The organism is Polaromonas sp. (assembly GCF_010365105.1).
Lineage (GTDB): Bacteria > Pseudomonadota > Gammaproteobacteria > Burkholderiales > Burkholderiaceae_C > Polaromonas.
On record NZ_JAAFGZ010000017.1, the window covers coordinates 1 to 23,810 of the forward strand.

Genomic DNA, 23,810 nt, shown 5'->3' on the forward strand with positions numbered 1-23,810 from the left:
TGCCTGCTCCTTGGCCGATGACTCGGCATCTGCTGTTGGAGTACAGCAATGGCGCAAGGTTCAAGGTGCTCTGAGGTAAGTCGCTAATCAGGCTTATTTACTCAAGATTGAGTTCCTGGATCTTGCGCGTGATGGTGTTGCGGCCAATGCCGAGCTTGTGCGCCGCCTCAATGCGCCGGCCGTGCGTATTGGCCAGCGCGGTCATGATCAGGCGGGATTCAAAGCGGCGCGTCAGCACGTCCCATACATCGCTGCGTCCCGACACCAGCAAGGCCAGCGCCTCGGCTTCCAGCCCGGTTTCCCACGGCGACGGCAGCGCGCCGCTCTCGGCGCCGGTTGCGCGTACCTCCTGCGCTGGCAGCGCGGGTGATTCTGGCGGATGCACGACGGCGGGCTGACTGTCGACATCGCCGGTCCACTCCTGCTTGGACGCGTCGGTTTTTTCAGCCTGCTGCGTGCCGGATTTCCACACCGGCGTCGAGCCGAGGACTTCGGGCGGCAGGTCCTTTGGCTCGACAACCTGGGCTGGCGCCATGACGGTCAGCCAGTGGCAGATGTTTTCCAACTGGCGCACATTGCCGGGAAAACCGAAGAGGCTCAGCTGCTGCAGCGCCGCCTCTGAAATGCGCTTGGGCTCGACGCCGAGTTGCTTGGCGCTTTGCTGCAGGAAGTGCCGCGTCAGCATGAACACATCCTCGCGCCGCTCGCGCAGCGCCGGCAGGCGCAAACGGATCACGTTCAGGCGGTGAAACAGGTCTTCGCGAAAGCCGCCTTCCTTGACGCGCTGCTCCAGGTCCTGGTGCGTCGCGGCAATCACCCGCACGTTGGTCTTGACGGCGTTGTGCCCACCCACGCGGTAAAAATTGCCATCGCTGAGCACGCGCAACAGCCGGGTCTGCAAGTCGAACGGCATGTCACCGATTTCATCAAGGAACAACGTGCCGCCGTCGGCCTGCTCGAAGCGGCCACGGCGCAGCGTCTGCGCGCCTGTAAAGGCGCCGCGCTCATGGCCGAACAACTCGCTTTCCAGCAAATCCTTCGGGATCGCGGCAGTGTTGATGGCGATGAACGGCCCGTTGGCGCGCGGCGAATGCTTGTGCAGCGCGCGCGCCACCAGTTCTTTGCCCGAGCCTGATTCGCCGGTGATCATCACCGTAACCATGCTCTGGCTCAGCCGGCCAATGGCCCGAAACACGTCCTGCATCGCTGGCGCCTGACCCAGCATTTCGGGCGCGGCGGCCATGCGCTCCTCGGCGACTTCCTCGCGCTGGCTTTCCTCGACGGCACGGCGAATCAGCTCGACCGCCTTGTGCAGGTCGAACGGCTTGGGAAGGTATTCGAACGCCCCGCCCTGGAAAGCGGACACGGCGCTGTCCAGGTCGGAAAAGGCCGTCATGATGATGACCGGCAGGCCGGGCAGCCTGGCCTTGACTTTTTCAAGCAGGTCCAGGCCCGAGCCGCCCGGCATGCGGATGTCGCTGACCAGGATTTGCGGTCCGTCGCCTTCGGTGGCAATGTCGAGCGCTGCCAGGACTTCGCGCGGATTGGTAAAGCTGCGGGTGGGCAGGCCTTCGCGCAGCAGCGCTTTTTCCAGAACAAACCGGATGGACTGGTCATCGTCAACAATCCAGATCGGTTTCATGCTTGGGGGTCCCTTTGCTTGGAGCGTGGTTATCTTTGAAATCAAAGACAGCAGACTTCAGGGCAGCGGTATCAGCAGCTTGAAGTCTGTGTGGCCGGGCCGGCTTTCGCACTCAATCAAGCCGTGGTGTTGCTGGACAAAGGTTTGCGCCAGTGTCAGCCCCAGCCCCGAACCGCCTTCACGCCCTGAGACCAGGGGATAAAAGATACGGTCTTTGATGGAGTCCGGCACACCCGGCCCATTGTCGATCACATGCAATTCCAGTGCCAGGCGATAGCGCTGCTTGCCAAAAGTTACCTGCCGCGCCACCCGCGTCCTGAAAGTGATGGTGGCGTCGCCTGCCGTGATGTGCTGCGCCAGTTCCTGGGCCGCATTGTGGGCAATGTTCAGCACGGCTTGAATCAATTGCTCACGGTCGCCGCGAAATTCGGGAATCGATGTGTCGTAGTCACGCACGACCCGCAGCCCCTTGGGAAACTCGGCCAGGATGAGCGAACGCACGCGCTCGCAGACCTCGTGGATGTTCACGTCGCCCACCAGATGCGGCCGGCGGTGCGGGGCCAGCAGGCGATCCACCAGTGACTGCAGACGGTCGGCTTCGTGGATGATCACCTGTGTGTATTCGGTCAGGTCCTTGCCAATTTCCATTTGCAACAGTTGCGCCGCGCCGCGAATGCCGCCCAGCGGGTTCTTGATCTCGTGCGCCAGGTTGCGGATCAGCTCCTTGTTGGCCTGCGCCTGGTCGATAAGGCGTTCTTCGCGGTCCTGTTTGGCCTGCTGCTCCAGCGGCAGCATTTCGACGATGGCTTCGCCGGGCGTGTCGGTCTGGGCTACTACAACATGCACCGGCATCGGCTCGTGGTTCAGGCGGCGCAGCCAGGCGTCGTAGCGCAGCGCGGCAAATTCATTGCTGCCAGCGCCTTCCAGCGCATGCTTGAGGATCTGCGGCTCGGTGAAGCATTCGGGCAGTTGCGAGCCCTCGATGGTCCGGCGTGAGGTGCCGAGGGCGTCTTCAAGCGCAGCATTGGCAAACACCACGCAGCCATTGGTGCGGACCACGGCAACCAGGGTAGCCAGCAGGTCAAAGGCCTGGAAGCGCAGGGTTCCCGAAGCCGGGAAGGAAGACAAAAAGGTGGGGATGGATGGCTTTTTCAAGCGCCCCATTTTCATCCAGAAGCGGGGGGCCTCTGGTTTAATTTACCGCAGGCAAGCGGGAAATTTCGCGTCTCAGGCCGGCAATGTCACTCTGGCTGCGCGCAATGCTGTCTTTCAGGTCGCTGACACGGTCCAGGTAACGCTGGTAGTTGCGCCCCTCAATGCCCTGCTTCTCGGGATCGCCGTTGTTGTATTCCTTTTGCAGTTCAGCCAGCCGGGCCTCGGATTTCCGGAGTTCCGACTCCAGGATGATGCGCGAATCGCTGTCGCGCGCCCGCTGATCGGGGCTGCTGTCTGCACGCGAACTACCCGCCGCCGGGCTGGCGGCCACGCGCGCCGGCGCCTTCGGAACCGGCGTACCCTGCACCACCGTGACATTGCCGCCGGAAACCGGCTTGCAGTTGCGCGACTGCGCATCCTTGACGTTGTTGATGTATTCAGGCGCTGCGCCGCCGACGCCAGCGCAGCGGAAAATCTGTTGCGCCCAGCCGCTGGTGCCCGTGCCAAGCAGCAGCAGGGAAACCAGAGTCAGGGTCGAAATGGATGGCAGGCAATACGAGGATGAGGTGTTTTTCATTGGAAAGTGCCCAGCGTCTGGAGCCGCTTGCGTGCAGTGTGCAGGGTGGAAACAGGAATCGCCTGAGAGTATGCGTCAAAGCGGAAAAAATGCGAAATCTGCAATGCATCTATTCCACACGCCCACAAAAAAAGGATGGCATCTGCCATCCTTTTTTTAAGCGCCGCTGGCCTTCCTGGCTGCCAGGGAAGCCGGCGGCCAGGCCGTGTTTACAGCGAGAAGTACATGTCGAATTCGACCGGCGCGACTTCAACGCGGGTGCGGTTGACTTCACCCATTTTCAGTTCGATGTAGGCATCGAGCATGCTGTCGGTGAACACACCGCCCTTGGTCAGGAAGGCACGGTCCTTGTCAAGTTCTTCCAGCGCCTGATCCAGGCTGTGGCAGACGGTCGGCACCAGTTTGTCTTCTTCCGGCGGCAGATGGTACAGGTCCTTGGTGGCGGCTTCGCCTGGGTGGATCTTGTTTTCCACGCCATCCATGCCGGCCATCAGCAGGGCCGCAAAGCCCAGGTAAGGGTTCATCAGCGGATCGGGGAAGCGTGCTTCGACGCGGCGGCCCTTGGGGTTGGCCACGTACGGAATGCGGATCGACGCCGAGCGGTTCTTGGCCGAGTACGCCAGCTTGACCGGGGCCTCGAAGTGCGGAACCAGGCGGCGGTAGCTGTTGGTGCCAGGGTTGGTGATGGCGTTCAGGGCACGGGCGTGCTTGATGATGCCGCCAATGTAGTGCAGCGCAAAGTCGCTCAGCCCTGCATAGCCGTCGCCGGCAAACAGGTTCTTGCCGTCTTTCCACACCGACTGGTGCACATGCATGCCCGAGCCGTTGTCGCCAGCGTAAGGCTTGGGCATGAAGGTGGCGGTCTTGCCATAGGCGTTGGCGACGTTGTGCACTACATACTTTTGCAGGATGGTCCAGTCAGCGCGCTCGACCAGGGTCGAAAAACGCGTGCCGATTTCATTCTGGCCAGCGCCAGCGACTTCATGGTGGAACACCTCGACCGGAATGCCGAGCGATTCGAGGATCAGGGACATTTCGGCGCGCATGTCCTGCGTGCTGTCCACAGGCGGAACGGGGAAATAGCCTCCCTTGTTGGTCGGGCGATGGCCGCGGTTGCCGCCTTCGAGCTTGGTGCCGCTGTTCCACGGTGCTTCGTACTCTTCGATTTCATAAAAGCTGTGGCCCGGCTCGGTGCTCCAGCGCACTCCGTCGAAGATGAAAAATTCCGGCTCTGGTCCGAAGTAGGCGGTATCGCCCAGGCCGGTGGACTTCAGATAAGCTTCTGCGCGCTTGGCAATCGAGCGCGGATCACGCTCATAGGCCTTGCCGTCCGTCGGCTCGATCACGTCGCACGTCATGATCAGCGTCGTTTCTTCGAAGAACGGATCGATGTTGGCCGTGCTGGGGTCGGGGATCAGCTGCATGTCCGAGGCTTCAATGCCCTTCCATCCCGCGATGGACGATCCGTCGAATGCATGGCCGTCGGTGAATTTGTTTTCATCAAAGTGAGACACGGGCACCGTGGTGTGGTGCTGTTTGCCCCGGGTGTCGGTAAAACGGAAGTCAACGAACTTGACTTCGTTTTCCTTGACCATGTTCATGACGTCTGCGACGGTCTTTGCCATTCAAGAATCTCCTGTGCTGGATGGTGGTTTAAAAATTCGGTTCAGCTGCTGTTGAATGCACTTTTTGTGCCAAAGCCGGGAACGCCGGGGTTTTTGCCAAACCCTTTATTGTGCCGCCGCTATTGTCGCTACTGAATGGCGATTGACTTGTTTTGAAACCGCTGTTTTGAAAATTAACCTATCAATGCACTGTTACGGTGCATATATTGGCTTAATGTGAAAATTTTTTGGTTAGCGCACCAATTCAGGGCCAAGCTGAAGATTGAATTGGTGCAAGCCTGCCAGCAAAGCGGGATAAGCCCGGTTGACGGCCTCCGCCTGGCCTTTGACGCCAAGCTCAATATGGCGGCCATATTGCGGATGGTCCACACTGGGCAGGCTGAACACCTTGACGCCGTCGTGTTCGGCTTCAATCGCCAGCATCAAAGGCGTCAGCGTGGCTTCCATCGACCCCATCACGATGACCGATTTTTCAACGGAAGGCGATTGCTGATGCAGATGGGCATAACGCTGGTCAAGCACCCATTCGATCATGGGCCAGGCCATGACAGGAAAGCCTGGAAAAAAGTGAATACCCCCACGCTCCACCACTGCGTGTAGGTCGCTGCCTCCCGAGGGGGCCGCTGCGCCTGCAGTCCGGCGAAGCCGGTCCTGCGGCCCTGACTGGGCTGGAGACATAGCTGGAGTGGAGCGACTTTCGCTTTCCTCGGGCTCGACAAAAAAGCTGAAACCCGGAATCTTGTTATAGGGATTGGGAATGATCTCGGCGCCGACCGGAAACACGCCCATGTTCAGGCGGTGCAGGTTGTCATGGCGGTCGGGCTCGTAGGCGGCGCCCTGCTCTTTGGCCGTGTCGCGTATGCGTTCTTCAATCAGCCGTTTGGCTTCGGGGTGCAGCGCCAGTTCCACGCCCAGCGCCCGGGCTGCGCACTGGCGGGTATGGTCGTCCGGCGTGGCGCCGATGCCGCCGGTGCAGAACACCACATCGCCCGACGCGCGGCTGGCGGCAAAGGCGCGCGCCAGCGTCGCGGTGATGCGCGCCGGGTCGTCGCCGACATACTCGGCATAAGCGAGCGGCAGGCCCCTGGTGGCCAACAGTTCGATGACTTTGGGCAAATGCTTGTCGGTGCGCTTGCCTGAAAGAATTTCATCGCCAATGATGATGAGTCCGAATGAAGGGGTCATGCAAAAGGGTCCTGGAGTTTGGTCGGTGAATCCGGCAAGCCGCCGGCTGTCGGTCGGGTCAAAACATGCTTAGGCGATTCATCAACTATTAATTCGGTAGCAGCTTGTGCCGGTGGCGCCTGCGCTGCAGCACTGTTTCTTTTGCGAAGCTGCTCCAGCGCGGCCAGGCAGTAATGGGCGAACCAGAGCGAAGAGAAGGCGAACACCAGGGTGTAGATCCAGATCGCCAGCGGCACCAGGATCGGCGCCATGGCAATGAACATGGCGCCCGAGGCCCAGAGCAGGCTGGGCGCGGCGCCAAGGTAACCGCTGAGCACGCCAATGCCCAGCAGCGGCAGGCGGTTTTCCCGGAACAGCTGCTCGCGTTCCTCGCGGCTGGCGTGGTCTGCCAGGGCATCGTAGGACATGACGCGGTAGGTCAGCCAGCCCCAGATCAGCGGCGGCAGGATCAAAATCAGCGGCGGCACCAGCCAGAGCGGGACCGTCGCCACCAGCGCCACGATGGCCAGCAAGGTCGAACCCAGGGACCAGATGATGCTGGCGAACATCGAGCCGCCCTTTTTGCGCTCCAGTTGCGGAAACCGCCGGCTCGCCACCAGCGCGACCATGCTGGGCGTCATGAAGACTGCCACCAGCAGCAGGGTCACTATGACGATCACCGGAATGGACAAAAACAGCACCAGCGCCGGCGCCAGCACCAGGCGCAGGCTGCCCAGCCCGATGCCGTCAAGCCAGTGCACCATGGCGTTGACCAGCTCAAAACTTTCCAGGCTGCTGCGCACTGCAACCAGAGCATCCTCCCAGTAGAGGTAGCCCAGCGTCAGCGAGAGCATCCCCATGATGACGACAGGCAGGATGGACAGGACGATGACGCGGGGATGCAGGCAGTACATCACTGCCCGCCAGAAGGAATCCAGCATGGTGTTCATGGATGTTTCAAGCCCGTCCGAACAGCCGCTTCATGCCCAGCCACTGCTGCGACCAGAAGCCGCTGCCGTAGTCGCGCTGCTGTTCGACCTGATCGCGCACACCGGTCGGGTCATAGCGAAGCTCGAAATTGGCCGTGCCAAACAGCATGTCCCACCACGGCAGCAGCACGCCGAAATTGTGTCCGCCTAGCTTGACAGCCCCCACGCTCCCCACTTCGTGTGGTTCGCTACCCCCCAAGGGGGCGCTGCGCCTGCGGCCCGGCAAAGCCGGTTCCGCGGCCCTGACTGATGAAAAGGGAGGCAACGCCTGCGTGCTTGCCGTTGTGCTGTACTTTGCATGGACCGGTGTTTCATGTCCGACACCGATGCTGTGGTGCAACCGGTGAAAGCGCGGGCTGACCCAGAGCCGCTCGCCCACCCGGCCAAACCAGACCCGCACATTGGCATGCTGGAAGCTTTCGCTCAGTTGCGTCAGCGCGACGATGAGGATGAACTGGTCAGACGCCACGCCGATCAGATGCGCGACGACCACGATGATGCTGTCGAGCAGGATGCTGTCGAGCAGGTGGTTGCGGTTGTCGCTCCACATCGTCATCTGCCGCTGCGAATGGTGCAACGAATGCAGCCGCCACCACCACTCCAGCTGATGCTGGCTTCGGTGCGCCCAGTAGGCGACAAAGTCGAACACCAGCAGGTAAATCAGCAGGCTGACAACGGGCTGGTCGGTCACGCCGGGCCACAGCTGGTCCAGGTGAAAGGTGCCGTAGCCGGCGGTGCGCAGCGCGCCGAAGGCCGCATCGAACCATGGGCCCAGGGTGAAAAAAAGCGCCAGCCGGAACAGTCCGAGCCGGTGGATCAGCGTGTAGAGCACATCGATGCGGATGCTGGCCCGCTCAGCGGGCGAGTCCATGGCCTCGACCGGCCGCCAGCGCTGCAGCGGACCAATCACCGCCAGCAGGATGATGATCTGCAGGACGCCCATCATGAACCAGGCCGTCGCCGCGTACGCGTCCTCGAACAGGCTGCCCATGTCGAGCGCGAACAGGGCGGGCTGCACCAGCGACTGGAACAGCCAGCCTTGCACATTCGCGAAAATTCCAGACAACCAGTCCATGAGGCTTATTTTCCAGTCAGTTTTGTCAAGGCAAGCGGCTGCGCTTCAATCCAGGCCTTGTACTCAGGGTGCTCGCGCAGTGTCTTGAAGCAAAAGCCTTGCGACTGCAGGCCAGTGATGAGGGGCTCCAGCACCGCCGGCGCCCACGGGTCCTGGCGTGACCAGATGCCCAGGTGCGCGACCAGCACATCGCCCGCCCGGACACCCTGCAGCGCCTTGTTCAGCAGCGCGGCGTTGGGGTATTTGTCGCTGGGCAACTCGTCCCCCAGAAAGCCGGCCGGCGACCAGCCCACATGCGCATAGCCGCAGGACCGGGCGGCGGCCAGAAGCTGCGGCGAGGTCTTGCCGCCGGGCGCGCGGAACAGTGGCAGCGGTTTCTTGCCGGTGATATCCTGCAGGCGCGCGCTGGCACGGCCGATTTCCTCGCAGTATTGCCTGGCCGTCCAGGTGAACGTCTTGCCCTCGGATGGACCGGCCGTAGGGCGTACGCTGAATTGCGTCGGCGCCCCCGAGGCGCCCGGCACGTCGGCCCGCCAATAGGTGTGGTCGAAGGTGTGCGAGGCGAACTCGTGGCCTTCCGCCGCGCGCGCCTTCCACCAGGGAGCCCAGTACGCTCCCATGCTGCCATCTCCGCTCTTGGTGCGCTCGTTGGCGGCAAAGAACGTGACTTTGACGTGATGCCGTTTCAACACGTCGGCGATCAGCGGCGCCACCTCCATGTGGCCGGTGTCCAGCGTCAGGTAAACCGGCTTGCAGGAAGGGCCTGGGGCTGGATTTTTTGCATCCAATGTGGTCTCAGCGCTTGCTGCGTTAGCGCAAGCAGCTATGAAAAATGTAGTAACCAGCAACCAGCCGGACTTCCTGCCCAAGCCAGGGCCGCGGAACCGGCTTCGCCGGGCCGCAGGCGCAGCGGCCCCCTCGGGCGGCAGCGACCCACACGCAGTGGGGGAGCATGGGGGCCACCTACCTCGGCGAGTGATCGAGTGTCCAGACGCCATGGGGACTCCTGCCAACGTTGATTTGACGCACCACCTTGCGGCTGGCCACGTCGATAAAAGTGAGCTTGCGAATCCAGCGTGACGTCACGATGATCTGGCTCAGGTCACGGCTCACGTCCATGCAGTCGGGGCCGCCGGGTGCCGGAAAGCTGTTCACCACCTCGAGCGTCTGCAGGTCGATCATGCTGATGGTGTTGGCCACCCGGTTGCTGACCAGCACATGGCGCTTGTCGCCGAAGGCACGAAAGGCATGGGCGCCCAGCGCCGTCTTGATGAACTTGACGCGCTTGGGCGCGGTGCCGCTCACGTCATATACCTCGACCCCGTCGCCGCCGGTCAGGGCCACCAGCACGAATTTGTCGTTGGCCGTACCAAACAGGTCGGCGGGCGTCGAGCCGGTGGGGGTGCGCCACTTGATGGTCTGCGTGGCCAGGTCGATGGCGATCAGTTCGTCGCTTTCCTGCATGGTCGAGTAGATCGTGCTGCTCTTGCTATCGATCCACAAGTGGCTGGGCGTCTTGCCGGTGGCAATGCGCTTGGCCAGGGTCATGTCCTTGCCATCCCAATGGAAGATGTCGATATGGTTGAGTCGGTTGGCAGCCGTCACGAACCACTTCATGTCAGGCGAAAACCGCAGGTGGTAGGGATCGATGATGCCGCGCACGGTGCGCTGGACTTCGGCGGTTTTCGGATCGATGAAGGTCAGCGAATCCGACAGCGCATTTGCCACGATCACCGATTTTTCATCCGGCGTGAGGTAGAGGTGGTGCGGCTGCTTGCCGGTCTCGATGCGCTTGATCTCGGTCCAGGTGACCGGATTGATCACGCTGACGCTGTCTTCCAGGGAGTTGAGCACGAACACCGGCGTGGTGATGACGGCCCTTGCCGGCGCGGCCGCCGGAACGGGGGCAGTTTGTGCGGATGCACACAAGCACAGCAAGGCCGAAAAGGCAGCCATGCAAAGAGCCGGGAAACGGGAATATGCATTCACAAATCGGTTCTTTCCAAAGTCAATCCGCTAGTGTAGCGGCCGGTCATGAACGGCCCTTGCCGTGGTGCGTCGAAGGCCTTATCAACCACGCAAGGCCATGCCCCCTTTCGTCAGGAAACGTCAGGGAAGTTCCTTCACTGCGGTGCCGGCAATGCTGGCCAGGTCGTGTGCCGTCAGCCAGCGCCATTCGCCGGGCTTGAGGTCTGCCGGCAGCGCCAGCGAGCCGATGCAGGAACGGTGCAGGCCGCCCACGTCTTCCACCCGGTTGCCCACGGCGGCGATCATGCGCTTGACCTGATGGTATTTTCCTTCGGTCAGCGTCAGGCTCAGCTGCGATTCGCCGGTCTGCTCGCAGGCGGCCGCCCGAACCGGCTTGGGGTCGTCGTCGAGCACCACGCCGGACAGCAGTTTGCTGATCTGCTGCGCGTCCACCGGATGCTTGGCCCTGACCTGGTAGACCTTGGGCACATGGTGCCGGGGCGAACTCATGCGGTGAATGAACTTGCCGTCGTCCGACAGCAGCAGCAAACCGGTCGTGTCCTGGTCGAGCCGCCCGACCGCCTGCACGCCGGCTGCCGCGCCGCCGCCACGCTGGCGGATCGGCGCTGGCAACAGGGTGTAGATGCTTGGATAGGTGCTCGGCTTTTGCGAGCACTCGTAACCGGCCGGCTTGTGCAGCATCAGGTAGGCTTTTTCATGGTATGCCCAAGCCACGCCCTGCACCGTGAACTGCAGGCCATTCGCTACGAAATCCATAGCTGGATCGGTACACGGAACGCCCGCTACTGCCACAAAACCCTGTTGAACCAGCCCCGCGCAGACGCGCCGTGTGCCAAACCCCTGGGAAAAAAGGATTTCCTGCAATTGCATGTGTGTTTTTGCCATGGCGCTATTGTCGCCCGGCGTTCAAGCTGTCGGACTACCGGCCTGCAGGGAATCGGCTTTAGACAAAATGGCCCGCCTGCCGAATAATGCTTGAGCTTGAACCTGTCGAGACAGGACCAAGCCTTTCTTCTTCCATTTCACACTTTGCCACCTTGCCATTCCAAGATGCTTAAAAAGAAACGCCTTGCGCTGGTGATTGCTGCCACGTTCTTTCTCACGCTGATCAGCCTGTTGATTGTGGTGAATTTCAGCAGCGGTGAAAAAGATGTCAGCCGCGAACTGCCACGCCTGTATTCGACCCACGATCCGCAGTTTCGCCGCGCCATCGGCGCGCTGCTGGGTCCACCGCTGGTGGGCGGCAACCGGGTGCAGGAGTTGATCAATGGCGAGCAGATCTTCCCGGCCATGCTGACGGCGATTCGCAGCGCCCAGCAGAGCATCACCTTCGAGACCTATATCTACTGGTCGGGCGACATTGGCCGCGAGTTTGCCGATGCGCTGGCCGAGCGTGCCAAGGCGGGGGTGAAGGTGCATGTTCTGCTTGACTGGCTCGGCAGCGCCAAGATCGACGACAGCTTTCTGGAAGAAATGCGCAACGCTGGCGTGCAGATCAAGAAGTTCCACAAGCCGAACTGGTACAACCTGCACCGGCTCAACAACCGAACCCACCGCAAGCTGCTGGTGGTCGATGGCAAGACGGGATTCACAGGCGGCGTCGGCATTGCCCCCAAATGGACCGGCAACGGCCAGGATGCCGACCACTGGCGCGACTCCCATTTCCGCATAGAAGGCCCGGCAGTCGCACAGATGCAAGCGGTGTTCATGGACAACTGGCTCAAGGTCACCGGCCAGGTTATGCATGGGGAGAATTACTTTCCGGCGCTGCAAGCCCTGGGCAACAGCGACGCCCAGGTTTTTTCAAGCTCGCCTTCGGGCGGTAGCGAAAGCATGCAGCTGATGTACCAGCTGTCCATCACCGCCGCCAAGGACGCTATTGACCTGTCCAGCGCTTACTTTGTCCCCGATGACCTCACCACCCGGGCCCTGGTAGATGCACTCAAGCGCGGCGTGAAAATCCGCATCATCACGCCCGGCGACATCATCGACACTGATACGGTGCGCGCGGCCTCTCGCGGCACCTGGGGACCGCTGCTCAAGGCCGGCGCCGAAATATACGAATACGTGCCCAGCATGTATCACTGCAAGGTGATGATTGTGGACAAGCTGCTGGTGTCGGTCGGCTCGACCAATTTTGACAACCGCTCGTTTCGCCTGAACGACGAGGCCAACCTGAACATTTACGACACGGCTTTTTCGGAGCGCCAAACACGTATCTTTGAAGAAGATCTAAAAAAATCCCGCCAGGTAACTTACGACCAATGGTCAGCCCGGCCACTTAAAGAAAAATTCATGGAGCGGCTGGCCTTGCTGCTGGAATCGCAGTTGTGACAGCTTGCCGACGTGGCCACGAAAAAAGAAAAAGGCCACTAACTGTATGTCGTTAGCGGCCTTTATCGGGTCGTATGGTGGAGCTGGGGGGATTTGAACCCCCGTCCGCAAGCCTTGTTCGGGCAGATCTACATGTTTAGCGGTCTGATTTAAGTCTCGCCACCTGCATCGCACAGTCGCATGCTATACAGGACGCCAGCACCCTATTTTCTTGCCCCGGGTTAAGGTACCCAGCCTGGAGCCAGCCGATAAAATTATCTTTACAGCCTGGAATCTTCAACTTGCGTTAAAAACCCCTTGCCCAGCCCATCGGCCTGCTGTTGTAAAGCTCACAGGCAATTAAGCTGCGAGTGCGAAACGTTCGTCGTTTGCAGTTAGTTTGTTTGAATCAGTTTTACGAGCACACTCAGCTCGACATGCACCACACCGCGTCCGAACCCACGTCGAAACCAATGCAGCCCCAAGCTAAGCATCTTAAGCCATTTTCAATAAGTTCAAGAGTTCTGAAGGTTTAATGATTGTGAAGTCAGCGTTCCAGCTTTTTGTATCACTGACGTTTCCCAGATAACCGTAGGCTGCAGCCACTGTCGGCATGCCGGCTGCACGGCCTGCGACGATATCGCGCTCATCGTCACCAACGTAAACACAGCAATTCGGGGACAAGTCAAGTTGGCGTGCTGCTTCCAGCAGAGGGGCAGGATGCGGCTTTGCATGAGGCGTGGTGTCACCGCTGATGATGGTCTGCGCTGTCATGAAAAGCGGCATTGCCTGGGTTAACGGAAGTGTAAATCGGGCTGATTTGTTGGTAACCACACCCCATTTGAGTCCGGAATCACAAATTCGGGCAATCAGTTCGGCTACGCCATCAAACGCATAGGTAGTTTTTACCAGCCGTGCTTCGTAGTTGGAAAAAAACTCTTCCTTCAACGCTTCGAAGGCTGCGTCTTGAGGCGTTAAGCCAAAAGCCACGGCAATCATTCCTCTGGCGCCAGCTCCCGCCATTGGGCGATACAGAGACAAAGGCAGTGACTCAAGGGATCTGTCAGTACGCATTTTGTCGGCGGCTGCACCCAGGTCCGGGGCGCTGTCGATCAGCGTACCGTCCAGGTCAAACAGTACGGCGCTTATGTTGTTCATCATGCCGCTGTTGATTTATCTTCAGCATGGCTTGATGCTCGTTCGGGTTTTTGAGTAGCCACAAGATAATTCACACTGGTGTTGACACTCAGCCAGTAGTGGCGCGTCAGCGGGTTGTATTCAAGGCCTTTGGTCTGCACGAAATCGAGACCGGTTGCCCGGCAATAACGGGCAATTTCGCTGGGCTTGATCAACTTCGCATATTCATGCGTGCCACGGGGCAGCATATTGAGCACGTATTCTGCACCGACGATGGCAAAAAGAAACGCTTTGGCATTTCGATTGATGGTCGAAAAAAACACGTATCCACCCGGCTTGACCAAAGTTGCACAGGCTTTGACCACTGCAGCAGGATCCGGTACATGCTCAAGCATTTCCATACAGGTGACCACATCAAAAGTACCAGGCTGCTCTGCCGCAAGCGCTTCCGCACTGATTTCACGGTACTCCACGCCTTGGGTCTGTGCCTCAAGCGCGTGAAGTTGGGCAACTTTCAATGCCTTGCTTGCCAAGTCTATGCCGAGCACAGTGGCACCTTTGCGTGCCATTGAATCTGCCAGAATACCGCCACCGCAACCTACATCGAGTACGCGCATTCCACTTAGTGGTGCAAGACCTGCAATCCATTCAAGCCTTAGGGGGTTGATTTCATGTAGTGGGCGAAACTCGCTTTCTTTGTCCCACCAGCGATGGGCAAGGTCAGAAAATTTAGCCAATTCAGCAGGGTCGAAATTTTTGATTGTGGACATCGGATCATTATCGTTGAGGCATAAAAAAACCGCGCTAATGCGCGGTTTTTTTGGGTAATTCGAAAAGAATTACTTGTTGGCGCGGGTACCAACCACTTCGATTTCCACGCGACGATTTTTGGCGCGGCCTTCGGCGGTTTTGTTGTCAGCAACAGGCTGTTTCTCGCCTTTGCCTTCGGTATAAACGCGGTTTTTCTCTATGCCCTTGGAGACCAGATAAGCCTTAACAGCCTCTGAGCGGCGAACCGACAGTTTCTGGTTGTAGGAATCACTGCCAACAGAGTCGGTGTGACCGACAGCGATAATGACTTCAAGGTTGATGTCCTTGATCTTGCCGATCAGATCATCCAGCTTTTCCTTGCCTGCTGGCTTGATCACTGACTTGTCAAAGTCAAAGAAAGCATCGGCAGCGTAGGTCACCTTGGTAGCAGCAGGCGGCGCTACTGGAACAACAGCAGGAGCGGCTACAGGAGGAGCAACAGCCACAGGCGCAGGAGCTACAACAGGAACAATTGCGCCATCACAACCTGGAGCAGCAGTTGCTGGGGTCCAGAAGTTGTCGCGCCAGCACAGTTCGTTGGTGCCGTTTTTCCAGACCAATTCGTTGTTGCCGTTTTTCCAGTTATCGATTGTTTGCGCACCAGCGGCGGTAACAAGCGCTGCGGAAGCAAACAACATTGCCACTTTGTTGAGTTTGTTCATGATTCTCCTCTAGAGAAAAGCCGCAGACTTGCTGCGATTATTAAGATTACACGCCCCAAGTGACCATCACTCGAGGAGTTACATTGATTGTGCCACACACATTCTGGCCTTCAAGCTCGCTGTAGCCTTCGTCTGACACAGAGCAGCGTTTCTTCCAAATATGTTGCAGACCTGCCACAAACAAGCCGTTTTAAACTCAAGCCTTAAAATCAAAGTACTTTTCTTTTATACGTTGACACTTCTCAAACCAGGCTTTTCATGACCCAGTTCGCAAAAGAAACCCTGCCCATCAGCTTAGAGGAGGAAATGCGAAGAAGCTACCTCGACTATGCGATGAGCGTTATCGTGGGCCGGGCTCTGCCTGACGCTCGCGACGGACTCAAACCGGTACACCGTCGCGTGCTGTTCGCCATGCACGAATTGAACAACGACTGGAACCGGCCCTACAAGAAGTCGGCCCGTATCGTGGGCGATGTCATTGGAAAGTACCATCCCCACGGTGACCAATCGGTCTATGACACCATCGTTCGCATGGCTCAGGACTTTTCACTGCGCCATTTGCTGGTGGATGGCCAGGGCAACTTCGGCTCGGTCGATGGCGACAGCGCTGCGGCAATGCGTTACACGGAAATACGGCTGTCCAAGATCGCACACGAGCTGCTAGCCGATCTGGACAAGGAAACGGTTGACTTTGGCCCCAACTACGACGGCAGCGAGCAGGAACCACTGGTTATGCCTACGCGCCTGCCCAACCTGCTGGTCAACGGCTCGGGCGGCATTGCCGTCGGCATGGCAACCAACATTCCGCCGCACAACCTGAATGAAGTGGTGGATGCCTGCCTGCACCTGCTGAAACATCCGGAAGCGTCCATTGATGAACTGATGGAAATCATTCCGGCGCCGGACTTTCCCACCGGCGGAATTATTTATGGCATCAATGGCGTGAAAGATGGCTATCGCACCGGACGCGGCCGGGTGGTGATGCGAGCGAAGTGCCATTTTGAGGATATCGACAAGGGCCAGCGCCAGTCCATCATCGTCGATGAACTGCCTTATCAGGTGAATAAAAAGACGCTTCAGGAGCGCATGGCCGAACTGGTTCACGAGAAAAAGATTGAGGGTATCAGCCACATCCAGGACGAAAGCGACAAATCAGGGATGCGCCTGGTTATTGATCTCAAACGCGGCGAAGTGCCTGAAGTGGTACTGAACAATCTGTACAAGCAAACGCAGCTACAGGATACATTCGGCATCAACATGGTGGCGCTGATCAATGGCCAGCCCAAACTGTGTAACCTGAAAGACCTGATTCAGGTCTTCATCTCACACCGCCGTGAAGTCGTGACGCGCCGCACGGTTTTCACGCTGCGCAAGGCGCGCGAGCGCGGTCACGTGCTGGAAGGCTTGGCCGTCGCATTGGCCAATATCGACGAATTCATTGCGATCATCCGCAATGCACCGACACCGCCTGTGGCGAAGGCCGAGTTGATGACCCGGGCATGGGACAGCAGCCTGGTGCGCGAAATGCTTACCCGTGCGCGGACCGATGGCGGCATCGTCAATGCAGACGATTACCGTCCCGACGGGCTTGAGAAATCATTTGGCATGGGCAGCGACGGACTCTACCGGCTGTCAGAAACCCAGACGCAGGAAATTCTGCAGATGCGCCTTCAGCGCCTGACGGGCCTGGAGCAGGACAAGATCGTTGCTGAATACAAGGAGGTCATGGCCGAGATTGACGACCTGCTCGATATTCTGGCCAAGCCAGAGCGGGTTTCCACCATCATTGGTGAAGAGCTGGGCGCCATCAAGCTGGAATTCGGCCAGACCAAGCTGGGCGCGCGGCGCAGCCATATCGAGCACAGTTCGTTTGACCTGAGTACAGAAGATCTGATCACCCCGACAGACATGGTGGTCACACTGTCGCACACGGGCTATATCAAGAGCCAGCCACTATCGGAATACCGGGCGCAAAAGCGTGGTGGTCGCGGAAAACTGGCCACCGCAACCAAGGAGGACGATTGGGTTGACCAGTTGTTCATTGCCAATACCCATGATTACATCCTCTGTTTTTCAGACCGTGGCCGGCTCTACTGGCTAAAGGTATGGGAAGTACCGGCGGGATCACGCGGCTCGCGTGGCCGGCCAATTGTCAACATGTTCCCGCTGCAGGAAGGTGAAAAAATCACTGTGGTCCTGGCCCTGACAGGCGAAAAGCGCAGCTTTCCGGCTGACCAGTATGTGTTCATGGCCACGTCCATGGGAACGGTCAAAAAAACCCCGCTGGACGACTTTAGCAATCCACGCAAGGGAGGCATCATTGCCGTGGCACTGGACGAAGGGGACTATCTGATCGGCGCGGCCCTGACTGATGGGAAACATGACGTGATGCTTTTCAGCGACGGCGGTAAAGCGGTTCGATTTGATGAAAACGATGTCCGCCCGATGGGTCGCAATGCGCGAGGTGTCAGGGGAATGAATCTGGAGGAGGGTCAGCGAGTCATCGCCATGCTGGTTGCAGAGGATGGCGAACAAAGTGTGCTCACGGCCACCCAGAAGGGTTTCGGCAAACGCACTTCCATTACAGAGTACACCCGTCACGGCCGGGGCACCAAGGGCATGATTGCCATCCAGCAAAGCGAACGCAACGGCAAGGTCGTCGCGGCAACACTGGTTCATGCCGACGATGAGATCATGCTGATCACTGACAGGGGTGTGCTGGTGCGCACGCGCGTCAGCGAGATTCGTGAAATGGGGCGCGCCACTCAGGGTGTTACGCTGATAGGCCTCGATGAAGGTTCGCAACTAAGCGGCCTCCAGCGCATTGTTGAAAACGATGCGGCACTGGAAGAAGCAGACGAAAGTCTTGATATGGACACTGAAAACGACGCAGGCAGCGATGCCGTCAACCCGGAACAAAATTGATGAACAAACTGATCACCACGCTGGCATTTGCCAGCCTTGCCTTCACCACGGGCCTGCATGCCCAAACCACCGATGCCAAGACCGAATTGGCAGCCAAGGTCGTCAAGCTTCAGCAGGGGCCTGAACTAGATCGGCTAATAGCCCAGTTGGCTGGGAGTACAACGCAGGAACTGATCGCCAGTTGGGGACCCCGGCTAGAAACGAATGTGGCCAAGGCCAACCAGCAAAAAGCTTCGGAAGCGCTGAACGCCGAACTCAAGAAGTATTCTGACGACACCAATCAGCTGATTGCAAAACAGGTCAGCAAAGTCAGCACCGATGTTCTGGTGCCCGCCTATGCCGAGCGTTTTACGCTTGAGGAACTGCAGCAGATTGCCACGTTCTTCGAATCACCCGCCATCAAGAAATACCAGGCCAGTTCACCTGAACTTGGGAATATGTTTGTGCAGAAACTGATAGACGCTTCAAGGGCCGATGTGCTTGCCCGGGCCAAGCAGTTTGACGCAGCAGCGCTGAAAATTGTCGGTGGGCCTGCGGCGGCGCCCAAGGCCACCCCGCCTGCCAAGAAATGACCCGGCCCTTCAACTTCTCGGCCGGTCCTGCCAATTTGCCAGAAGCTGTGTTGCAGCAGGCAGCGGCCGAAATGCTCGACTGGCATGGCAGCGGCATGAGCGTGATGGAAATGAGCCACCGGGGCAAGGAATTCATTTCGATTTACGAAAATGCTGAAGAGGACTTCCGGGAATTGATGGCCATTCCCAAAAATTTTAAAATCCTTTTCATGCAGGGCGGCGGACTGGCAGAAAATGCCATTGTCCCGCTGAATCTGTCGCGTAGTGGCTCAGCTGATTTTGTGGTGACCGGCAGCTGGAGCGACAAGTCGCAAAAGGAAGCGCGTAAATACTGCGATGTCCAGATTGCCGCCACGACTGAAGGCAGCGCCTTTACCAGCCTGCCGCCCCTGGACACCTGGCAGTTGCGCCGCGATGCCAGTTATGTGCATCTCTGCACCAACGAGACCATCCATGGGGTCGAGTTTCAGGAGTTGCCAGATCTGAGGGCACTGGGCAGCGACGCACCGTTGGTGATTGACTTTTCATCGCATGTGGCATCTCGGCCCGTTGACTGGTCCAGGGTTGGCCTGGCTTTTGGCGGTGCACAAAAGAACCTGGGACCTGCTGGCGTGACGCTGGTGGTGGTGCGCGAAGACTTGCTGGGCCATGCCCTTTCTGTCTGTCCGAGTGCCTTCAATTACAAGACGGTTGCAGACAATGACTCGATGTACAACACGCCGCCAACCTATGCCATCTATATTGCGGGACTGACCTTTCAGTGGCTCAAGCGGCAACAGGAAGGCGAAGCAACCGGCATCGAAGCCATTGAAAAGCACAATGTGGCCAAGGCGCAACTGCTGTATGACGCCATCGACCGTTCTCAGCTGTATCTCAACAAGGTCAGCAAGGACTGCCGCTCCCGGATGAACGTGCCGTTCTTTTTGCGCGACGAATCACGCAACGACGCCTTTCTGGCTGGCGCAAAAGCACGCGGCCTGTTGCAACTGAAGGGCCATAAATCTGTGGGTGGCATGCGCGCCAGTATCTACAACGCCATGCCATTGGCCGGTGTCCAGGCACTGGTGAGCTATCTGCAAGAATTCGAACAAAAACACGCCTGACATGACTGCCAACCTTGCTGATTTGCGCGTCCGGATTGACGCACTCGACAAACAATTGCTGACCCTTCTGAACCAACGCGCACTGGTTGCGGAACAGGTCGGAGAAGTCAAAAAGCGCGAAGGGACCCCTTTTTTCAGGCCTGACCGGGTTGCGCAGGTCATAGAAAAGATCCAGCAGACCAACCAGGGTCCGCTTAAAAATGAACATGTTGCCGCAGTTTGGCGGGAAATCATGTCGGCCTGTCTGGCGCTTGAGTCACCGGTGCGGGTGGCCTACTTGGGCCCTGCCGGAACCTTCAGCGAAGAAGCCGCCGTGCAGTTTTTCGGGTCCAGCATTGAACACGTTCCCTGCACAAGTTTTGATGAGGTGTTTCGGGCTGCCACGGCAGGTACGGCCGAATATGGCGTGGTGCCGGTTGAGAATTCGACCGAGGGCGTCGTGTCGCGCTCGCTCGACCTGCTGCTCAATTCGCCGCTGCACATCGTGGGAGAAGTCAGTTTGATGGTGCGGCACAACCTGCTGCGGCTTTCAGACTCCCTGGAAGGTATCGAAGTTGTCTTTGCGCACCCGCAAGCGCTGGCCCAATGCCAGGGATGGCTGACCACCCATTTGCCCCATGCCGAGCGCCGTGCCGCTTCCAGCAACGCGGAAGGCGCACGTCTGGCCACCACCCATCCTGCCTGGGCCGGCATTGCCGGCGCCCGCGCCGCCACGCAGTTTTCACTGCACACGCCAGCGCATGCCATCCAGGACGACGCCTTCAACCGCACCCGCTTTGCGGTGGTTTGTTTGCCGCAGACGCTTCCGACCCCACCCCCATCGAGCAAGGACTGCACCAGCCTGGTTGTTTCAGTGCCCAACCGGCCGGGCGCAGTGCATGACATCCTGGCGCCTTTGAAAACCCATGGCGTTTCCATGACGCGATTTGAATCGCGACCCGCCCGCTCGGGTCAGTGGGAATACTATTTTTATATCGATCTGCAGGGTCATCGTTCCCAGGACCACGTGAAAGCTGCACTGGCAGACCTGCAGCAGCTTTGCGCGTTTTACAAGGTCCTGGGCACCTACCCCGTCAGCGACTGATGCGGTATTCACCGCGGGACAGACCCGAGCCAGTCCATCACCACAATTTCAGGAATGCAGCATGTTCGAACAATTAGGCCTCATCGGCTGCGGCCTGATGGGCAGTTCTTTCGCGCTGGCGCTCAAGCGTGCCGGACTGGTGAGGCGAGTTGTTGGCTACAGCAAATCGCCATCCACCACCGAGCGGGCTCGTCAGATGGGGGTAATCGACGTGGAAGCCTCATCGGCGCTTCTGGCAGTTTCCGGTGCAGACATCGTTTTATTGGCCATTCCCGTATCAGCCACAGAAGCCACTTTCAAGGCCATCAGGCACCTTATCGGACCCACAACGCTGGTGATGGATGTCGGCTCCACCAAGCGCGACGTCGTGGACGCAGCACGCCGGGTGCTGCGTGAGCACGTCGGCTCATTTGTGCCCTGCCATCCGATCACTGGTAAGGAAGTCTCCGGGGTCGAACATGCGGACGTAAACCTCTACGCCGGCAAGCAGGTTATCCTTACGCCAACCGAACATACCCTGAGCGCACAGTTGCAAAAGGCAACGGAGGTCTGGACAGCCTTGGGCTGCCAGGTGTTGCGCATGTCACCCCAGGCACACGATGCCGCTTATGCAGCGGTCAGCCACCTGCCTCATCTGATCGCTTTTGCCATGATCAATGGCATCACGTCCCAGGCGCAGGGTTCTGACTACATGGCACTGGCCGGACCGGGTTTTCGTGATTTCACCCGCATCGCCGCCAGTGCCCCGGAGGTCTGGCGAGATATCCTGATGGCTAACCGCGAAGAGCTGCTCGCACAGTCCAGGATTTTTCAGCAGTCCCTGCAATCGCTTGAACAGCTGATTTCAAGCGGTAATGGAAAAGCACTGGAATCACAAATCGGCCAAGCCAGTGAAACACGCGCCAGGTGGCGTATCTCCTCGCAAAACGCACCCAAGTAAAGCACCGTTTCATGTACGACACCGAGTTTCTCGACCTTCCGCCGCTGGCTAGTGCCGCAGGCGAGGTCCGCCTGCCAGGCTCCAAAAGCATTTCCAACCGCGTCTTGCTGCTGGCCGCGTTGAGTCGTGGCCAGACCACGGTTCATGATTTACTCGCTTCTGACGATACCGCTGTCATGCTCACGGCGCTCAGGCAGCTCGGCTGCACAGTGATGCAAAACGGCGACACCGCCGTAATCGGCGGACTGGGCGGCCAGCTCATCGAACGCAAAGCCACACTGTTCATGGGCAATGCAGGCACCGCCATGCGGCCCCTGACCGCTGCACTGGCACTGCTGGGGGGCGAGTTTGAACTGTCGGGTGTGCCGCGCATGCACGAACGGCCCATTGGCGATCTGGTTGATGCCCTCAGGCAACTGGGATGCGTCATCGACTACCTGGGGGACGAGGGCTTTCCCCCCTTGCGGCTGCGTCCCGGCGTTTTGAAGCTTGACCATGCGATTCGTGTCCGGGGCGACGTTTCCAGCCAGTTTCTCACTGCGCTTTTGATGGCGCTGCCGTTGGTGGCCAGGAAAGCCATCTGCATCGAAGTCATCGGAGAATTGATTTCACGACCTTACATCGAGATCACGCTCAATCTGCTCAATCGTTTCGGCATTCAGGTCGAGCGCGAAGGCTGGCAGCGTTTCACGATTCCGGCCGGCAGTGTCTACCAGTCACCCGGTGAGATTCATGTTGAAGCCGATGCCTCTTCTGCTAGTTATTTCATAGCGCTTGGCGCAATAGCAACCAGCGCAAATGGCCAAAATGGCTTAAAAATCCTGGGGGTAGGCGCAGATTCGATTCAGGGCGATATCAAGTTTGTCGAAGCGGCCTGCCTGATGGGTGCCCGCATCGACAGTACGGCCAATTCGCTGCACGTGTCGCGCGGTGCATGGCCACTCAAGTCAGTGGACATGGACTGCAACCACATGCCGGATGCCGCCATGACGCTTGCCGTGATGGCGCTGTATGCCGAAGGAACTACTGTTCTGCGCAACATCGCCAGCTGGCGCGTCAAGGAAACCGACCGCATCGCGGCCATGGCCTGCGAGTTGCGAAAGCTTGGTGCCATCGTGGAAGAAGGTGATGATTATTTGAAAATCTCTCCACCCAAACAGATTGGCGACTGGAACCCGGCGTCCATTCACACCTATGACGATCACCGCATCGCCATGTGTTTTTCGCTGGCAGCCTTCAACCCGGCCAAACTGCCGGTCCGGATTCTGGACCCCAAGTGCGTTGCCAAGACTTTTCCAGACTATTTTGAAACGCTTTTCTCGGTCACTGAAGCCCAAGACGCCCAGATACCCGTGATTTGCGTGGACGGCCCCACGGCCTCCGGAAAAGGAACGCTGGCAGCACTGACAGCGCATCATCTGGGTTATCACTACCTGGACTCTGGCGCCCTGTATCGCCTGAGCGCTTTCGCAGCCCTGCGTGCCGGCCTGTCACTCGATGACGGCGACGCAGTTGCGCAGATCGCCCGCAGCTTGCCGGTGCGGTTCAAGGGCGACCGCATTTTTCTGACTAACGGCGATTCCGAGGAAGATGTTTCAGAGGCTATTCGCACGGAAGTTGCCGGCATGGCAGCTTCACAGGTTTCGGCGCATCCTCAGGTCCGAAGTGCCTTGCTGGACTTGCAGCGCAGTTTCCGGCAACTGCCTGGTTTGGTGGCTGACGGCAGAGACATGGGCACGGTCGTGTTTCCCGACGCGCCGCTCAAGATTTACCTGACCGCCAGCGCCTTGCATCGCGCCGAACGACGGCACAAGCAATTGATTTCAAAAGGAATTGCGATTACAATCGCCGCCATTCAGCAGGATTTGGAAGCGCGTGACCAACGGGACATGTCCCGCAAAGCCGCACCGTTAAAACCTGCTGAAAATGCCTGGCTACTGGACAATTCAGATCTCTCGATTGAAGAATCTCTCGATCTGGTAATGGACTGGTGGCAAGGCACCCGGCCCTTCTGACCCTCAATGCGCACCCTTAACGGGCCACAGGGT

Annotated in this window: 20 protein-coding genes and 1 other RNA gene; 7 read left to right on the top strand and 14 right to left on the bottom strand. The window is 58.8% G+C overall.

All coding sequences use genetic code 11. The features are described 5' to 3' along the window. Window positions 1–97 precede the first annotated feature (97 nt). From ntrC to GZ092_RS12430, 10 genes are all read right to left on the bottom strand, one after another. A complete protein-coding gene (gene ntrC / locus GZ092_RS12385; protein ID WP_293636793.1) occupies window positions 98–1,642 on the bottom strand; it encodes a nitrogen regulation protein NR(I) in 1,545 nt (514 codons plus the stop codon). Between the two features lie 57 nt (window positions 1,643–1,699). After that, on the bottom strand, window positions 1,700–2,806 hold the full coding sequence (glnL, locus tag GZ092_RS12390) for a nitrogen regulation protein NR(II) (protein WP_293636794.1): 1,107 nt from the start codon (window positions 2,804–2,806) through the stop codon (window positions 1,700–1,702). A gap of 28 nt (window positions 2,807–2,834) precedes the next feature. Beyond that, complete coding sequence (locus tag GZ092_RS12395; protein ID WP_293636795.1) at window positions 2,835–3,374, bottom strand: hypothetical protein; 540 nt, start codon at window positions 3,372–3,374, stop codon at window positions 2,835–2,837. Window positions 3,375–3,583: 209 nt separating this feature from the next. Then, window positions 3,584–4,999 (bottom strand): type I glutamate--ammonia ligase, encoded by a 1,416-nt coding sequence (gene glnA / locus GZ092_RS12400; RefSeq protein ID WP_293636797.1) that lies wholly within the window; start codon window positions 4,997–4,999, stop codon window positions 3,584–3,586. 231 nt (window positions 5,000–5,230) lie between these two features. Beyond that, window positions 5,231–6,184: a molybdopterin-binding protein gene (locus tag GZ092_RS12405; RefSeq protein WP_293636799.1), complete on the bottom strand. Its 954-nt coding sequence runs from the start codon at window positions 6,182–6,184 to the stop codon at window positions 5,231–5,233. Further along, the gene (locus GZ092_RS12410; RefSeq protein WP_293636801.1) at window positions 6,181–7,113 is read right to left on the bottom strand and encodes an EI24 domain-containing protein; all 933 of its coding nucleotides are present in this window, start codon (window positions 7,111–7,113) and stop codon (window positions 6,181–6,183) included. Before GZ092_RS12410 ends, GZ092_RS12405 begins: the two co-directional genes overlap by 4 nt. Window positions 7,114–7,120: 7 nt before the next feature. Then, window positions 7,121–8,227 (bottom strand): sterol desaturase family protein, encoded by a 1,107-nt coding sequence (locus tag GZ092_RS12415; RefSeq protein WP_293636803.1) that lies wholly within the window; start codon window positions 8,225–8,227, stop codon window positions 7,121–7,123. A gap of 5 nt (window positions 8,228–8,232) precedes the next feature. Continuing rightward, the gene (locus GZ092_RS12420) at window positions 8,233–9,015 is read right to left on the bottom strand and encodes a polysaccharide deacetylase family protein (protein ID WP_293636805.1); all 783 of its coding nucleotides are present in this window, start codon (window positions 9,013–9,015) and stop codon (window positions 8,233–8,235) included. Between the two features lie 175 nt (window positions 9,016–9,190). Beyond that, the gene (locus GZ092_RS12425) at window positions 9,191–10,183 is read right to left on the bottom strand and encodes a YncE family protein (RefSeq protein WP_293636807.1); all 993 of its coding nucleotides are present in this window, start codon (window positions 10,181–10,183) and stop codon (window positions 9,191–9,193) included. Between the two features lie 153 nt (window positions 10,184–10,336). Then, window positions 10,337–11,086, bottom strand: coding sequence for a 16S rRNA pseudouridine(516) synthase (locus GZ092_RS12430; protein ID WP_293636985.1), 750 nt, complete (start codon window positions 11,084–11,086; stop codon window positions 10,337–10,339). A 180-nt stretch (window positions 11,087–11,266) separates the two neighbouring features. Here GZ092_RS12430 and GZ092_RS12435 point away from each other — a divergent pair, with 180 nt between their 5' ends. Then, a complete protein-coding gene (locus GZ092_RS12435) occupies window positions 11,267–12,550 on the top strand; it encodes a phospholipase D-like domain-containing protein (protein ID WP_293636809.1) in 1,284 nt (427 codons plus the stop codon). A gap of 75 nt (window positions 12,551–12,625) precedes the next feature. On the opposite strand, the gene ssrA is transcribed toward GZ092_RS12435, so the two are convergent. The 4 genes from ssrA to ompA form a co-directional block, all read right to left on the bottom strand. Continuing rightward, window positions 12,626–13,012, bottom strand: a transfer-messenger RNA (tmRNA) gene (ssrA, locus tag GZ092_RS12440). A gap of 12 nt (window positions 13,013–13,024) precedes the next feature. Beyond that, window positions 13,025–13,690 (bottom strand): HAD-IA family hydrolase, encoded by a 666-nt coding sequence (locus tag GZ092_RS12445; protein ID WP_293636811.1) that lies wholly within the window; start codon window positions 13,688–13,690, stop codon window positions 13,025–13,027. Then, a complete protein-coding gene (gene ubiG / locus GZ092_RS12450) occupies window positions 13,687–14,436 on the bottom strand; it encodes a bifunctional 2-polyprenyl-6-hydroxyphenol methylase/3-demethylubiquinol 3-O-methyltransferase UbiG (protein ID WP_293636813.1) in 750 nt (249 codons plus the stop codon). The genes GZ092_RS12445 and ubiG overlap by 4 nt, the downstream gene beginning before the upstream one ends. A 69-nt stretch (window positions 14,437–14,505) precedes the next feature. Next, a complete protein-coding gene (gene ompA / locus GZ092_RS12455) occupies window positions 14,506–15,138 on the bottom strand; it encodes an outer membrane protein OmpA (protein ID WP_293636815.1) in 633 nt (210 codons plus the stop codon). 258 nt (window positions 15,139–15,396) lie between these two features. Between ompA and gyrA the strand changes: the two genes are divergently transcribed. The 6 genes from gyrA (at window position 15,397) to GZ092_RS12485 (ending at window position 23,777) form a co-directional block, all read left to right on the top strand. After that, entirely contained in the window at window positions 15,397–18,063 is a 2,667-nt protein-coding gene (gene gyrA / locus GZ092_RS12460) for a DNA gyrase subunit A (protein WP_293636817.1), read from the top strand. After that, complete coding sequence (locus GZ092_RS12465; RefSeq protein ID WP_293636819.1) at window positions 18,063–18,635, top strand: DUF2059 domain-containing protein; 573 nt, start codon at window positions 18,063–18,065, stop codon at window positions 18,633–18,635. Before gyrA ends, GZ092_RS12465 begins: the two co-directional genes overlap by 1 nt. Beyond that, on the top strand, window positions 18,632–19,738 hold the full coding sequence (gene serC / locus GZ092_RS12470; protein WP_293636821.1) for a 3-phosphoserine/phosphohydroxythreonine transaminase: 1,107 nt from the start codon (window positions 18,632–18,634) through the stop codon (window positions 19,736–19,738). Before GZ092_RS12465 ends, serC begins: the two co-directional genes overlap by 4 nt. A 1-nt stretch (window position 19,739) precedes the next feature. Continuing rightward, window positions 19,740–20,822: a prephenate dehydratase gene (gene pheA, locus GZ092_RS12475; protein ID WP_293636823.1), complete on the top strand. Its 1,083-nt coding sequence runs from the start codon at window positions 19,740–19,742 to the stop codon at window positions 20,820–20,822. Between the two features lie 61 nt (window positions 20,823–20,883). Beyond that, window positions 20,884–21,762: a prephenate dehydrogenase gene (locus GZ092_RS12480; RefSeq protein WP_293636825.1), complete on the top strand. Its 879-nt coding sequence runs from the start codon at window positions 20,884–20,886 to the stop codon at window positions 21,760–21,762. An 11-nt stretch (window positions 21,763–21,773) separates the two neighbouring features. Beyond that, window positions 21,774–23,777, top strand: a complete 2,004-nt coding sequence (locus tag GZ092_RS12485; RefSeq protein ID WP_293636826.1) for a bifunctional 3-phosphoshikimate 1-carboxyvinyltransferase/cytidylate kinase — start codon at window positions 21,774–21,776, stop codon at window positions 23,775–23,777. Window positions 23,778–23,810: the final 33 nt, after the last annotated feature.

What these genes read in the sequence shown, in the direction of transcription:
- ntrC (WP_293636793.1), bottom strand. Translation starts at nt 1,642, where the DNA reads ATGAAACCGATCTGGATTGTTGACGATGACCAGTCCATCCGGTTTGTT.
- glnL (WP_293636794.1), bottom strand. Translation starts at nt 2,806, where the DNA reads ATGGGGCGCTTGAAAAAGCCATCCATCCCCACCTTTTTGTCTTCCTTC.
- GZ092_RS12395 (WP_293636795.1), bottom strand. Translation starts at nt 3,374, where the DNA reads ATGAAAAACACCTCATCCTCGTATTGCCTGCCATCCATTTCGACCCTG.
- glnA (WP_293636797.1), bottom strand. Translation starts at nt 4,999, where the DNA reads ATGGCAAAGACCGTCGCAGACGTCATGAACATGGTCAAGGAAAACGAA.
- GZ092_RS12405 (WP_293636799.1), bottom strand. Translation starts at nt 6,184, where the DNA reads ATGACCCCTTCATTCGGACTCATCATCATTGGCGATGAAATTCTTTCA.
- GZ092_RS12410 (WP_293636801.1), bottom strand. Translation starts at nt 7,113, where the DNA reads ATGAACACCATGCTGGATTCCTTCTGGCGGGCAGTGATGTACTGCCTG.
- GZ092_RS12415 (WP_293636803.1), bottom strand. Translation starts at nt 8,227, where the DNA reads ATGGACTGGTTGTCTGGAATTTTCGCGAATGTGCAAGGCTGGCTGTTC.
- GZ092_RS12425 (WP_293636807.1), bottom strand. Translation starts at nt 10,183, where the DNA reads ATGGCTGCCTTTTCGGCCTTGCTGTGCTTGTGTGCATCCGCACAAACT.
- GZ092_RS12430 (WP_293636985.1), bottom strand. Translation starts at nt 11,086, where the DNA reads ATGCAATTGCAGGAAATCCTTTTTTCCCAGGGGTTTGGCACACGGCGC.
- GZ092_RS12435 (WP_293636809.1), top strand. Translation starts at nt 11,267, where the DNA reads ATGCTTAAAAAGAAACGCCTTGCGCTGGTGATTGCTGCCACGTTCTTT.
- GZ092_RS12445 (WP_293636811.1), bottom strand. Translation starts at nt 13,690, where the DNA reads ATGATGAACAACATAAGCGCCGTACTGTTTGACCTGGACGGTACGCTG.
- ubiG (WP_293636813.1), bottom strand. Translation starts at nt 14,436, where the DNA reads ATGTCCACAATCAAAAATTTCGACCCTGCTGAATTGGCTAAATTTTCT.
- ompA (WP_293636815.1), bottom strand. Translation starts at nt 15,138, where the DNA reads ATGAACAAACTCAACAAAGTGGCAATGTTGTTTGCTTCCGCAGCGCTT.
- gyrA (WP_293636817.1), top strand. Translation starts at nt 15,397, where the DNA reads ATGACCCAGTTCGCAAAAGAAACCCTGCCCATCAGCTTAGAGGAGGAA.
- GZ092_RS12465 (WP_293636819.1), top strand. Translation starts at nt 18,063, where the DNA reads ATGAACAAACTGATCACCACGCTGGCATTTGCCAGCCTTGCCTTCACC.
- serC (WP_293636821.1), top strand. Translation starts at nt 18,632, where the DNA reads ATGACCCGGCCCTTCAACTTCTCGGCCGGTCCTGCCAATTTGCCAGAA.
- pheA (WP_293636823.1), top strand. Translation starts at nt 19,740, where the DNA reads ATGACTGCCAACCTTGCTGATTTGCGCGTCCGGATTGACGCACTCGAC.
- GZ092_RS12480 (WP_293636825.1), top strand. Translation starts at nt 20,884, where the DNA reads ATGTTCGAACAATTAGGCCTCATCGGCTGCGGCCTGATGGGCAGTTCT.
- GZ092_RS12485 (WP_293636826.1), top strand. Translation starts at nt 21,774, where the DNA reads ATGTACGACACCGAGTTTCTCGACCTTCCGCCGCTGGCTAGTGCCGCA.